We start from the raw sequence: 12,626 nt of genomic DNA, 5'->3' as shown, positions 1-12,626 counted from the left end.
TTTGATACCATAGGAAAGGTACGAGAGTTCGGCCGTCTGGAGTGAACCAGCTTGAAATACGCCTTACATAACGGAGAAACCATTTTTTTACACCCAAGTACCTATGCGAAGATTCCCGACTGGCGGATATGGGCCGCAAGCGGCGGCATCACGTGTCCGGAATGCGGCGATCAGCTCCGGCTGGTCGCGGGCATCAGCCAGGAGCCCTATTTCCAGCACGCCTCCCGCCCGGACTGTCCGCTGCAGGGAATCGACCAGCCGCCCGACCATCAGTCCGGCGCGTCCATCCGGGAGACGGCTGCTGGCGTCCACAGCCCGTTTCGCAAGCGATTGGCGCCCAAGCAAAAGATACAGGCGCTCCTGGACCGCGCAGCGTCCTCCCTGCATCCGGCACAGTGGCAGGCCGTCACCTCCACGGAAGGGCCGCTTTTGATCCTCGCCGGGGCAGGCAGCGGGAAGACCAGGGTCATGACCGCGAGGACCGCCTACCTGATCCGGGAAAAAGCGGTTGATCCGCGCTCGATCATGGTGGTCACCTTCACGACGAAAGCCGCTGCTGAGATCAAGCAGCGGCTGTCCGAAGAGATTCCTGCCCAGCAGGTCAGGGCGCTGATTACCGGCACGTTCCACAGTTTGTTTTACCGCATGCTGCAGCACCACGATCCCGTGCGCTGGGAAGGCCGCAAGCTGCTCAAGCAGACCTGGCAAAAACTGCGGCTTTTGCGGGAGAGCGGTCTCGCCCAAGGGGACGATCTGCCGGTCAAGGAGTCGGATTGGGAAGCCGCCCTGGACGTGATCAGCCGTTGGAAAAACGAATGCCTGCAGCCTAGCGACACAGGCGCTCTGCGGCTGGAAAATGACGAGGAGAAATGGGCGCAAACGCTCTATCCGCTGTACGAAGCTGCGAAGGAAGCCAGCGGCTGGTTTGACTTTGACGACATGCTGCTCGGCTGTTACCACCTGCTCCGGGACGACTCCGAGATGCGGCAGTTCTACCAGTCCCGCATCGCCTATCTGATGATCGACGAGTTTCAGGACATCAACCGGGTGCAGTACGAGACGGTCAAGCTTCTGGCCGCCCCCCAGAACAACCTGTGCGTCATCGGCGACGACGACCAATCCATCTACGGCTTTCGCGGCAGCGACCCGCAATATATCCTCGGCTTCACCAAGGACTTTCCCGAGGCGAAGTCGATCGTTTTAGAAGTGAACTACCGTTCCCGCTCTGCCATCGTGGGATTGGGCTACTCGCTGATCGGCAACAATCACGCACGCTGGAAAAAAGAGTTGAAGGCGTACCATCTCGAAGAAGGGGACTGCTACCTGTTTTACCCCGCAGACGAGGAAGAACAGGCTTCCCGCATCGTCGACGAGATCGCCGGCAAGCTTGCCGAGGGCGTCCCTTTGTCAGACATCGCCATCCTGTTTCGTACCTATGAGTCGACACGGCCGCTGATCGAACGGCTGACCGAGGCCAAAATCCCCTTTTCCTGCCACCGTGAGGGTGAAGCGTTCTACGAAAAACAGGCGGTACGCTGGGCGCTCGGCTACTTGCGCCTCGCGCTCGACCGCGACGACCAGGCAGCTCTGCGCGAGATTCTGCCTACCTTGTACGTAAGCGCCGACCAGTGGAACGAAATCCGTAGCGAGGCGATCCTTCGCGATCTGCCCCTCCTGGATGCCCTGCCCCAGCTTTCGCGCTGGAAGGTGTATCAGCGCAAGCATTTGGAAAAGGTGGCCAACGTCCTGGCGCAGCTTGGCCCGTGCACCCCTGTGCAAGCACTTGAATTGATCTATGAGGATTTGAAATTGCGGGATTACGTCAAAAAACGGGCAAGCAGCCGGGGAAATGCCGACGAGGAGCGGGCTGTTGACGATTTGCGGGCATTGCTGGTCGCTGCCAGGCGCCACCTTACCCTGCGGGACTTTCTCGATCATACAGCAGCCTTGTTGGAGAGCGAGAAGCAGGCCTTTCGCGACATGCATGGCAGCGGTGAGGGAGTGCAGCTGATGAGCATCCATCGGGCGAAGGGCCTGGAATTTGATCTCGTCTTTATCGTGGACTTGGTTGAAGGGGTGCTGCCCCACGAGTACGCGATGGAGCAGCTTCGCCGGGGCAACCGGCAGTCTGTCGAAGAAGAGCGCCGCCTGATGTACGTAGCGATAACGCGCGCGCGTCACAAGCTGTACATCGGCGTGCCGCAGGAACGCTTTGGCCGAAAGGCGAGGGTCTCCCGGTTTATCGCGGAGATGAGCCGGGAGAATCCGCCGAGATAGCCTGTCCATCGGACGCATCCTGGCTGACGTCGTCGATAGCGGCCGAGGGCTGGCCGATCCAGAGGTCCGGACGCCGGGAGTAGAACATCAGATCTTCGACCGAAAAGATGAGCGGAAACATCAAAAAGGCCCCCTTTCTTCCGTTTTTGTCTAGTCTGACGGAAGAGGAGGCCTTTTATTCATTAGCAGGATACTAAAATCCCATGATGTTGTATCCCGCGTCTACGTGGATCACTTCGCCGGTGATGCCGCGGGAGAGGTGGGAAAACAGGAAGAGAGCCGTATCGCCCACCTCGGATTGGTCGATCGTGCGGCGAAGCGGCGCTTTTTCTTCAATCTCCTTCAGTACGGCATTGAAGTTGCGGATCCCTTTGGCCGCCAAGGTGCGGATGGGGCCGGCCGAAATCGCGTTGATGCGGATATTCTCCTTGCCCAGGTCATGAGCCAGATAACGTACACTCGCATCGAGCGCCGCTTTGGCCACGCCCATCACATTGTAGTTGGGAATCACGCGCTCTCCGCCCAAATACGTCATCGTGACGATGCTTCCGCCCTCCGTCATCAGCCCGCGAGCTTCCCGTGCCACCGCGACCAGCGAATAAGCGCTGATGTCCTGCGCAAGCGCATAGCCGTCGCGGGACGTGGCCACAAACTCGCCTTCCAGCTCCTCCGTCTTCGCGAAGGCAATGCAGTGGGCCAATCCGTGGATCACCCCCACCTTTTCCTTGATCTGGGAAAATGCTTTCGCCACTTCCTCGTCGCTGGTCACGTCGCAAGGAACGAGGATTTGTTCCGGCTGGTCCAGCGTATCAGCCAGCTTCGCCACATTTTCGCGCAGGCGATCCCCCTGATAGGTAAAGATTAAATTCGCCCCTGCCTGGGACAGCGACTGGGCAATTCCCCAGGCAATACTGCGATGATTTGCCACGCCCATAATCACGATATTCTTGCCCTTCAACATCTGATTCATCCACATCCGCTCCTTTTCCTAGTCTCCCCCGCCATTATATACCATCTCGGGACATCTTACGAGAGAAAGCACGGGGAAAAAACGGAAAAGAAGCCGACCGCTCCATCGGGGAATCACTCCCCCTGCTGCATGGCCCGGTCAAGCTCATCCGGGGGTGCGACTGAAGCATTCGCGTCAAAGACCCAACTGGATTCGACCGGGTTGAGCGCAGTTCCCTCGGCAGGCAGCTCTGCCTGCTGTCGGCCCGGAAATGGTTCGCGTTTTCGGTTCAAGTCTGCTCCCTCCTCTTTCCTTTGTCTGGTTTTTAGCGTGGAAAAAAACGGGGAAATCTATGCATGCGTGTCAAAATACAGGTGGAGGGAGAAGTAGAACAGGATCGTGCCAAAAAAGTACAAGCCCATCTGCGGACGTCCGGATCGTTGGATGTACGGGACGAGGTGACTGGCGGAAATGTAGAGGAACACCCCCGTCGCCATCGCCATTGCCCCACGCGTCCAGCTTTGCGGGATCAGTTCATGGGCCGCCGCCATGGCCCAGACGCCAAGCAGCATCGCAATCCCCGGAACAGCCGCTCCCGTCAAGGCAGCCAAGCGGCTTCTGGTCGCCTGCAGGATGAAGGCGCCCACCGTAATACCATCTGGTATTTTATGTAAAATGAAGCTTCCCAGGAACGTCAACTGAAGCTGCTGATTTGCCTGCAGACCGGCCATCAGGGACAGCCCCTCGACGAAGGAGTGTATGACAAAGCCCAGCAGCACGCCGTACGCGCTCCCCTGCCAGCCGCTCACCTGCCTTTGGGCCGTCTCCACTGCGAACAACAGACCGAACCCGACCAGGACAAACGGCAGCAAATGCTTGCCTCCCGCCAGGCTTTGCGGCAGCAGATCCAGTACGGTCAGGGCCAACAGCAAGCCCCCGCCGATGCTGACCATCGCGTACAGGGAATCTTCCGACCAAGACTTGCGGAAAAACAGCAGCAGCCCGCCTAGCGCACTCGCCATGGAAGCTGCCGCCACAATCACTGAGACAGGAATCTGCCAATGTAGTACCACCGCTACGCCCTCTTTCCGCATCTCCCATCGGTTGGGACAGCTTTCTTTCTTACAATCTACGACGCCGGCCGGACAAAAATGCCTGGCAGCCTGCCTGTTTCGCCCGGTTAGCGGGGAGAAAGCCCTGTCCGGCTTGCTGTGCAAAAAATCGACAAACTGTCCCAATTCGCCGAAATCCCACTAGTTTTTAGAACCTTTGTCGATTTGCTTTTTCCCGGAAAAATAGGTGCTATAATAGGGCACAAACGAACCGGAATCGGCTGGTAAAGGGGTGCATGACGATGAGTCTCAATGTACAAGTGTGGTTGGCATCAAAAGAAGTGGCAGATCGGCTCGATCTTCACGTCCGAACACTGCGCAACTGGCTGGAGATGTTTGTCCCGGTAAATGAGCGGCAAAAAAATGCGCAAGGCCACTACTTGATCAGTGAACACGGCGTTATGCTGCTGACCGAAGTAAAGAAGCGGAAAGATGCGGGAAATGCCTCCCTCCGCGATATCCAGCGGCAGATGGTAGAGGAAGGACTGATCCGCCTGGACGAGCTGTCTGCAGCAGAAGAGGATGAGCTGAAAAAGGAAGCGGATTCGCTGGCCCTCGATGTGCAGCAGCGGACGATCGCAAGTCTGCATGAAGTAGAACAAACCGTTCAAGAGACGCTCTTCCACTTTCAGCAGGAGCTGACTCACCTCTCTTCCATGCAGAGCGCACAGGCAGCCATCCTGGAAAAGATCGCCGATATCGAAGAAATGCAGGAGTCGCTTCGGCTGGAAATTCGGCGCGTGACCTTTGAGATGGATTTGATGCATCAGCGGATGACCCGTCGCAAGGAACGGCAAAATCGCTATCAATCGCGGTGGCGGTTTAACCCTCTTCGTTGGTTTAGCCGGGAGCAGCGGCTTTATGTTGAATAGAGCTTATAAAGAAAACGCGGGGTGATTTCCCCCGCGTTCTTTTGCTACTGTGAACATTTGCCGTGGCGGCCGAGAAAAATGGGCTCGCTCAGTTCGTGGCGCTCCAACTGGAAGCTTGTACTGTCCGTCTACACTCCAAAAAACGGCACGTCGACCAAAAATGACTGTGGGCAGCTCAACGTAGCATTTGGTCGACAAGCGTGTGCCGTTTTTTTCCGTTTCGACTGGGCGGGCGCTGCCAAGGCCTTCGCTCGCTCCATTTTTCTCTGCCGATCGGGCTTTTGATGATGAAGACCTAAGAGGTGCCTCAGAGCTTCCTTACGAACCGGCGGCGATATCGTCTGCTACCAGTTCTTTTTGCTCGAGTTCCCGCTTCTTTCTGTTTTGCTCGGTCCGGTTTCTCTTCCAGAAACCGGCCGCGATGATTCCGATGACGATCAGCAGTTCGAAGCCGTAGAGAAGGATGGGCGTAGGCAGGAACTGCGCGACGGCATGTTCGTGGGTGATCATTCTGGCTGCTGTCCAGGCGAGGATGCCCGAGCCTACGTAGACGATCCAGGGAAAGCGCTCCATCGCCTTGAGGATCAGGCTGCTCCCCCAAACCATAACGGGGATGCTGATGAGCAATCCAATGACGATCAGCGAGATCTCGCCTTTGGCGGCTCCGGCGATCGCAAGCACGTTGTCCAGACCCATCAAAATGTCTGCGAATACGATCGTCTTGATTGCCTGCAGCAAGCTGTCGCCGGCTTCGACCTCTTTTTCATCGTCGTCCTCAAGCAGCAGCTTGAAAGCGATCCAGGCCAGCAAGAGTCCGCCGATCAGGTACAAAAACGGTATCTTCAAAAGCAGGGCGGCCGCGATCGTCGCCAGCACGCGTATCACTACTGCGATGCAAGTTCCCCAAATAACGGCTTTTTTCTTTTGCTCTGCTGGCAGTTTGCGGCTTGCCATCGCAATTACGACAGCATTGTCCCCTCCCAGGATGATGTCGATTGCGATGATGAGCAAAAGCGATCCCAAAAACGTTGTCTCTAGCAATTTCTCCAACTCCCCTCTGTTTTCCCGCCGAACACTTCAACCGGCTTGTTTCCTAACAGGTGAGAAGTCAAATAAAAAAGACCCTCACCTATGTGTGGTACATAGGCAAAGGTCTTGCTAACAACGTCGTTCATCGTTGCCAACAAAGCCGAGGACGAAGTGTAGTCCTGTATTGACGACTTTGCTGTAAAAGCTACTCCCCTTTGTGTAACAACTATAATCCTAACGTTATCCGGGGTTGTTGTCAACAGCTGATTTGAGTATGATGGAAGGGAGGAGGGTTGTCATGTGAGGAAGCAATTCGTCTTAGAAGCCGTGATGCTAGCCATTTACGGCGAGCTGATGTCTCCGGATCATCCGGTCGAGTACATCATCCCTTCTTCGACGATCTATGAATTGGAAGAAATTCGCCACAGTCCTGAACCGATTATGCTCAATCCCGAAGACGACAGGCATGTGCGCGAAGTGATGGATACGATGATCAAGTACTTCGATGAACCGTTTACCCGCAAACAGATGGAAAAAGCGCTGGTTGCCCCCTGGTCGACCATCACCATTCCCTTCCAGGAAATGGTTCATCTCACGGTAATCAAGGCAGAAGACAATGAGATGTGGGGCGAGGCTTTCGACCCGATCGAAACCCAGTTGATGCTCTCTGCCATCCGTTTGCAGGTTCCGCTGCTTACCGATCAGATTGAATGGCAGGATCGCATGATCGAACACAACGTTGCGCTGCAGTTCTACGATGTGGAGGATTTTCAATTTGCGGTTGAACAAGGAATCAATCTGGAAGATTTGCGGGGAAACTAGTCCTGACAGGCGCTTTCCCGGCCACGTCAGCACGTCCAATTGTCGCGGCAGTTGGGCGTGTTTCTTTTTGGCCTGGTTGGCTGTTTTTTTGCAGCGAATTGGCTCTTTTATTTTTTTACTATTCAAATTATAGTGAAGGCGTACACAACGTTACAGAAAGGGCGCCGTAATGGGAAGAAAACCAATCTATCGCCGGGTTCATGAACAACTGCGCTACCAAATATTAAGCGGCGAATGGCCAATTGGCTCCGCCCTGCCGCCTGAACGAAAGCTGGCCGACCAGCTCGGCGTGAGCCGCAATTCGGTCGTGCGCGCTTACGCCGAGCTGGAGGAAGAGGGTTTGATCCTCTGCCGGACAGGAAGCGGACGCTATGTGCAGCCGCTTCAGCCTGTCTCTTCCCTGACCCGTCTGGACTGGCGGGAGTCGCTGGATCATCACCTGTACCCGTCCCCGTCCCATATGGCAGAGCTGCTGTCCTTTTCCGGTCCGCAGAGCAAAATCAACTTTGCCCATGGAGACGGGGGGAGGCACACGTTGGCGTCATCCGGTTTTTCAGAGTACGTCTGCAAAGCGGCAGGCTGCATCGATGCCTACAGCTTCTTGCCAGTCGACGGCCATCCTCTTCTGCGGGAATGGATCGTGTCGTGGATGGGCCTTGACCAGGTCTCCTCCGCCGAACAAGTCGTCGTGACGAGCGGCTCCCAGGAGGCCCTGTACCTGGTTGCCTCCCTGCTGGCCAAACCGGGAGATACCGTCGCAGTGGAAATGCCGACGTATTTTGGCGCGCTACAGCTGTTTCAATCTCTGGGACTGAGCATTATTCCGGTCCCGATCGACCGCGAAGGGATGCGGACAGACGTACTGGAGGGGATATTGGCCCGCTACCGCCCCCGCTTTGTCTATACCGTGCCAACCTTTCACAATCCAACCGGATACACGCTCTCGCTGTCAAGGCGCAGGCATTTGGTCAGCCTGAGCGAAACGCACGGCTTTCCCATCGTCGAGGACGACGCATACCGCCATTTGCATCTGTCAAGCCCGCCCCCTGTCCCGCTAAAGGCGCTGGACCAAACGGGCAGCGTGATCTACATGAACACGTTCTCCAAGCTGCTGTTCCCCGGTCAGCGGCTCGGCTGGATCGCGGCCAGCCGCCAGCTCGTCCGCATGATCACCCGCATGAAGGAGCTGTCCATTAGTACGAACACACTGGGGCAGATGGCCTTGTACGACTTTGTCCGCGACGGCTGCCTGCCTCCCCATCTCGAGCGGGTCCGCACCATGTACGACAAGCAGGCGGCATTGATGGAGCGTCACCTGGCGTCTTTATCCGCACTGGAGCTTGCGTATGAAAAACCTGCCGGCGGCTTTTACTTTTGGATCTCGCTGCCGGAAGGATTGGACGTACGTGAGGTCTTGCAGGACTGCCTGTCACAGGGTGTTTCGTTTGCCTGCGGCGACATGTTTTTAACGCGCGAGGCGGTTCAACCGTTCATCCGCCTCTGTTTTACCCATGAAACAGCAGGACAGATCGATGCCGGAATGGCGATTCTTGCGTCCGTTTTGCATAAACGAAAGGAGTCCCTGAGATGAAGCCACCCCACTTCTCTGCACTGCAGGTGCGGCAAGGATTGATCGATGCCGCGCCGATTTCCGTCAGCGTCGCCCTGTTCGGTGCGATCTTTGGCATGCTGTCGATCCAGGCTGGCTTGAGCGGCTGGCAGAGTCTCGCCATGTCGCTGATCGTATTTGCAGGCTCCTCCCAGTTTACGGCGCTCTCCATGCTGAGCGAACGTGCCGGAAGCCTGTCGATCATCCTGGCTACCTTTTTGCTCAATTCCCGCCACTTCCTGATGGGACTCTCGCTGTCACCCTACTACCGGAGTTTCCCCAAGCTGCTGACGGGCATTTTCGCCTTTTTCCTGACCGATGAACAGTACGCGATCATTCTGAACCGCTTTCGCCATCATCCCAGCCATGCCGCCTACGTGTTTACCGTCGGGCTCGCTTTGTACATCGGCTGGTGTGCCGGCACCTGGCTGGGGACGATCGCCGGACAGTGGCTGCCCGATCCGGCGGCACTCGGTCTTGACTTCAGCTTTACGGCAATGTTTTTGGCGCTCGCCTACTATCAGCTTGGCTCCCTCCTTCGCATCCTGACCTTTTTGGCCACCGGAGCGGTCGCGGCCGGGCTGGCCCTGCTGCTGCCCAACGGCCTGCATCTTCTGGCGGCCGGCCTGTTCGCTTTTGCCGTCGGGTATTTTGCCCAGCAATCCCCCGTGGAACAGGAGGCAGAGACGACATGACGACCGCACACGCTCTGCTGCTTTTCGTCGGAATGGGTGCCGTCACTTATCTGACCCGGCGGGCTTTTTTGCGGCTGCCGGCCAGTCTGTTTTCTCCCCGGCTGATGAACGGGCTTTCGTTCATTCCCATCGGCATACTCGCTGCCTTGATCTTCCCGTCCTTGTTTGTCAAACAGGGGCAGTTCGTCATCCAGCCCTTGTTTTTGTTCGCCAGCATCGCCTGTCTGCTGCTGATGGCCTTAAGCCGCAACGTGTTCGTCAGCTTCGGCATCAGTCTGCTGCTGGTGGTGCTGGTCAAACTCGTCGTGATTCCCTTCGGGTAAAACCAAAACAGACCGCGTGCCGTTTGCATAGCGCAGGCACGCGGTCTGTATTCGTCAGTACCGCTTATTCCAGGATGTTGACGCCAAACCATTTTTCCGAGATTTTTTGATACGTACCATCCTTGATCATTTCGTCGATGGCTTTGTTGACCGCTTCGATCAGTTCCGGATTGCCCTTTCTGAACATAAAGCCGTTTTTCATATTGGTGTCGTACTTGGCGACGACCTTTACCGGCATATCCGGTTTTTGCTTCAGGTAATCGTAGACCGACAAGGCGTCATTGATCACGACGTCCACCCGCTTGGTCGCTACCAAATCGACGGCTTGTGTCAGGGTTTCGGTAGCGACGATCTGTGCGCCGCTGTCCTTCGCCTTCTGCGACCAGTTGCTGGTCAGCGTCTGTGCTGCCTTCAACCCTTTGATCTGCGAGAAATCGGTAATCTCATTGTTGTCCTTATGGACGACCAGGACCCCCTGGGAGGCGCTGTACGGCTCGGAGAAGTCGTATTTTTCCTGGCGGTCCGGCCGTATCCCCACTTCATTGGCGATCAAGTCAAAGCGTTTGGAGTCCAATCCGGCAAACATGGCATCCCATTGCGTCTCCATAAACACGGGTTCGACACCCATGCGCTTGGCCACTTCGGTGGCGACATCGACGTCAAAACCGGTCAATTGACCCGATGGGTCGTGGAAGGTAAACGGCGAATAGGTTCCTTCCGTTCCGATCTTGATTTTGCCCTCTGCTTTTATCTGATCCAAAAGGTTTGGTTCGGCGGCCTGGTTGCCTGCCGGAGCGGCATTCCCTCCTGCCGGCTGCTGCTCGCCGCCGCCGCTTGTCCCGCATCCAGCCAGCAGCAGAGCCAGTCCGGTGATCACTGATGTCGTACGCAAAAAGTTCTTCATTGTATAAACCCCCACTAAACCGATAAGATATACGCCAAATAGTACGACTGTTTTTGTCTTTTGTCAACAAAAAACGGGCCTGCCAGCCCGGTTCACTCTCGACCTCCACTCGCCAGATACGTATAATTTACCCACATCATCTCCTCAATCCCCAAAATTTCTTTAAACAGGTCAACCGAATCGTACAGGTAAGAATTGCCCGTCTCCTCGTCATAGCCCGCCAGAAAATGCAGGTTGAACAACGAGCGAAGCTGAAAAATTTGTTTATGGGACAACAGTGTTGCAAAAGATTCCGGCCTTACTCGGGAAACCCCTTTCCACACCTCCTGGCGATAGCCGGACGAGCGGGCGACCTGGTCCAGCACCTGTTCGTACTCTTTACGAAGTTCTTCATTCTCGATGACCTCTTCCGCCAGCTCGATGTCCGGGTAGCGGCTGCTCATGATGCTCTCTGCCATCTCTACGTCCAGTTCGTAGTTGATCGCGGCCGACGAAACCTCGTACCCTCCGTCGAACAGGCGATACCCCCAGCCCTTGTCCTCCGCGTCGTGAAACCACAGCAAGGGGACGTGCTGGCTGGACAAGCGGAGCAGGAACTGCATGGTATCTGCTCCCCCGATCCATTCGTCCTGCAAAAAAAAGGCGTTCCAGGTGCTGTTGACGTTCTTGTGAAAATACGGCTGGCGAGACTTTGGCAAGCTATGTATCACTTTTGGCTCATACTTTCGCGGGTACAGTACTCCGGTAGTAAACTCTCCCATCGAAATCCCACCGCTTTCCGACAAAATGACGTTTACTCACTACAGTGTATTCAACACTCTTGATTTATTGACAAATCATCGGATCCGCTTTCGCTTTTTTTCGCGAATGCAGCGGTGTGCAGCACCGTATATTCAGCTCCCTGGGGACGGAGCCGGGAATGGTACAGCCGGATGTTCTGTACCTGCCAGTGCGGCGGTTGATCAGCCAGGCACTCCCGGTTCCACTGCTCAAGCGGCAGCGCGCCGGCAGGAACTTGCGGGTTGCGGGCGAGCGTGATGTGCGGATGATACGCCCGTTTGTCGATTTGCAGCAGTTCGTGCTGCGCCAGGCGTTTGCCGAGCAGCTGATGCGCCTGCAGGAGCGGCTGCATCTCTCCATTGACGCCCAGCCACAGGACGCGCGGACTGCCCTTGTGAAAGAAGGCTCCCAACTGGCCGATGCGCAGAGTAAACGGCCGGATCAGCGAACCGACCAAATCCATATCGGCGCAGATCGAAGGGATCAGCTGCTCATCTGTTTCACCGAGAAAATGCAGAGTGAGATGCAGGTTGTCCAGCGGCTGCCACCGGGCTGCGGAAATCTTTTGCTGCAGGTGTGATTGAACCTGACGTATGTAGCCGGCTGCCTGCTGCGGCAGGCCAAGCGCCACAAATAGTCGCATGGCGATACTCCTTTCTGTTGTATCCGCTTACGAAAAATAGCCCTCCATCGGAGAGCCGGTCAATTTTAAAAAGTATTGTCGCCGGGCCGGTCATGCGGCAATGATGCGCCTCGTTATAATTCCCAGCACATCCCGTGCGTATTCACAAAGCATCCCGGTTTGCGGCCGGCAGAGAAAACGAAGCGACAGTTCCAGATGATCGTCATGGCCGGCAGGAAGGATGCTCCAGTCGATCTCGACGTCGCTTGCTACCTGTTCTTCCACCCGCCGTTTTACGTCACCTGGCGCCGTATCCCCGCTGTACGAGAGGGAGAACCTCATGGTGACGGGAATTGTCTCGCAATGGGAAGCATAATGGGCGGACAACGGGAAGTTTCCTTTGATCGAGACTACCCCTGCTTGCCCCCAGAGGGTGTACTCCACCTCGGCACGGTCAAACGGCTGGGTTTTGCGCCGGGTCGCGGGGAACGCCTCGCCGGGCTTCAGGGCAAATTGGCCCGCCAACTGCTCGATCTCCTCATGAAACTGCCGGAAATACGCGGACACGACATCTGACGAATCGAATTGAACAGACTCCATTCCACTCACCTCGCCTGGTTTTCCTACTACCT

14 protein-coding genes are annotated in these 12,626 nt (G+C 56.2%); 6 read left to right on the top strand and 8 right to left on the bottom strand.

The window, feature by feature from the left end; genetic code table 11:
- Positions 1-51 precede the first annotated feature (51 nt).
- The gene (locus tag ACI7RC_RS18175) at positions 52-2,277 is read left to right on the top strand and encodes a UvrD-helicase domain-containing protein (RefSeq protein ID WP_408109625.1); all 2,226 of its coding nucleotides are present in this window, start codon (positions 52-54) and stop codon (positions 2,275-2,277) included.
- Positions 2,278-2,470: 193 nt separating this feature from the next.
- Here ACI7RC_RS18175 and fabI read toward each other — a convergent pair whose 3' ends face one another.
- The 3 genes from fabI to ACI7RC_RS18160 form a co-directional block, all read right to left on the bottom strand.
- On the bottom strand, positions 2,471-3,247 hold the full coding sequence (fabI, locus tag ACI7RC_RS18170; RefSeq protein WP_408109624.1) for an enoyl-ACP reductase FabI: 777 nt from the start codon (positions 3,245-3,247) through the stop codon (positions 2,471-2,473).
- 113 nt (positions 3,248-3,360) lie between these two features.
- Complete coding sequence (locus tag ACI7RC_RS18165; protein WP_408109623.1) at positions 3,361-3,519, bottom strand: hypothetical protein; 159 nt, start codon at positions 3,517-3,519, stop codon at positions 3,361-3,363.
- Positions 3,520-3,576: 57 nt separating this feature from the next.
- A complete protein-coding gene (locus tag ACI7RC_RS18160) occupies positions 3,577-4,464 on the bottom strand; it encodes a ZIP family metal transporter (protein ID WP_408109622.1) in 888 nt (295 codons plus the stop codon).
- A 116-nt stretch (positions 4,465-4,580) separates the two neighbouring features.
- Here ACI7RC_RS18160 and ACI7RC_RS18155 point away from each other — a divergent pair, with 116 nt between their 5' ends.
- Positions 4,581-5,210 (top strand): MerR family transcriptional regulator, encoded by a 630-nt coding sequence (locus ACI7RC_RS18155; RefSeq protein ID WP_408109621.1) that lies wholly within the window; start codon positions 4,581-4,583, stop codon positions 5,208-5,210.
- A gap of 318 nt (positions 5,211-5,528) precedes the next feature.
- Here the strand turns inward: ACI7RC_RS18155 and ACI7RC_RS18150 are convergent, their stop codons facing one another.
- Entirely contained in the window at positions 5,529-6,251 is a 723-nt protein-coding gene (locus ACI7RC_RS18150) for a TerC family protein (RefSeq protein ID WP_408109620.1), read from the bottom strand.
- Positions 6,252-6,539: 288 nt separating this feature from the next.
- Here ACI7RC_RS18150 and ACI7RC_RS18145 point away from each other — a divergent pair, with 288 nt between their 5' ends.
- The 4 genes from ACI7RC_RS18145 to ACI7RC_RS18130 all read left to right on the top strand — a co-directional run bounded on the left by ACI7RC_RS18145 (position 6,540) and on the right by ACI7RC_RS18130 (position 9,688).
- The gene (locus ACI7RC_RS18145; protein WP_408109619.1) at positions 6,540-7,061 is read left to right on the top strand and encodes an ADP-heptose synthase; all 522 of its coding nucleotides are present in this window, start codon (positions 6,540-6,542) and stop codon (positions 7,059-7,061) included.
- Positions 7,062-7,230: 169 nt separating this feature from the next.
- The gene (locus tag ACI7RC_RS18140; protein ID WP_408109618.1) at positions 7,231-8,652 is read left to right on the top strand and encodes an aminotransferase-like domain-containing protein; all 1,422 of its coding nucleotides are present in this window, start codon (positions 7,231-7,233) and stop codon (positions 8,650-8,652) included.
- Entirely contained in the window at positions 8,649-9,365 is a 717-nt protein-coding gene (locus ACI7RC_RS18135; protein WP_408109617.1) for an AzlC family ABC transporter permease, read from the top strand. The genes ACI7RC_RS18140 and ACI7RC_RS18135 overlap by 4 nt, the downstream gene beginning before the upstream one ends.
- A complete protein-coding gene (locus ACI7RC_RS18130) occupies positions 9,362-9,688 on the top strand; it encodes an AzlD domain-containing protein (RefSeq protein WP_408109616.1) in 327 nt (108 codons plus the stop codon). The genes ACI7RC_RS18135 and ACI7RC_RS18130 overlap by 4 nt, the downstream gene beginning before the upstream one ends.
- A 64-nt stretch (positions 9,689-9,752) precedes the next feature.
- Here the strand turns inward: ACI7RC_RS18130 and ACI7RC_RS18125 are convergent, their stop codons facing one another.
- The 4 genes from ACI7RC_RS18125 to ACI7RC_RS18110 all read right to left on the bottom strand — a co-directional run bounded on the left by ACI7RC_RS18125 (position 9,753) and on the right by ACI7RC_RS18110 (position 12,594).
- Entirely contained in the window at positions 9,753-10,592 is an 840-nt protein-coding gene (locus ACI7RC_RS18125; protein WP_408109615.1) for an amino acid ABC transporter substrate-binding protein, read from the bottom strand.
- A 92-nt stretch (positions 10,593-10,684) separates the two neighbouring features.
- Complete coding sequence (locus ACI7RC_RS18120) at positions 10,685-11,353, bottom strand: hypothetical protein (protein ID WP_408109614.1); 669 nt, start codon at positions 11,351-11,353, stop codon at positions 10,685-10,687.
- 50 nt (positions 11,354-11,403) lie between these two features.
- On the bottom strand, positions 11,404-12,015 hold the full coding sequence (thpR, locus tag ACI7RC_RS18115; RefSeq protein WP_408109613.1) for an RNA 2',3'-cyclic phosphodiesterase: 612 nt from the start codon (positions 12,013-12,015) through the stop codon (positions 11,404-11,406).
- 90 nt (positions 12,016-12,105) lie between these two features.
- On the bottom strand, positions 12,106-12,594 hold the full coding sequence (locus ACI7RC_RS18110) for a hypothetical protein (protein WP_408109612.1): 489 nt from the start codon (positions 12,592-12,594) through the stop codon (positions 12,106-12,108).
- Positions 12,595-12,626 lie beyond the last annotated feature (32 nt).

The organism is Brevibacillus sp. B_LB10_24 (assembly GCF_046036945.1).
Classification (GTDB): domain Bacteria; phylum Bacillota; class Bacilli; order Brevibacillales; family Brevibacillaceae; genus Brevibacillus_C.
Note: the sequence above shows the minus strand (reverse complement) of the source record. Positions and strands in the feature narration are given on the sequence as shown.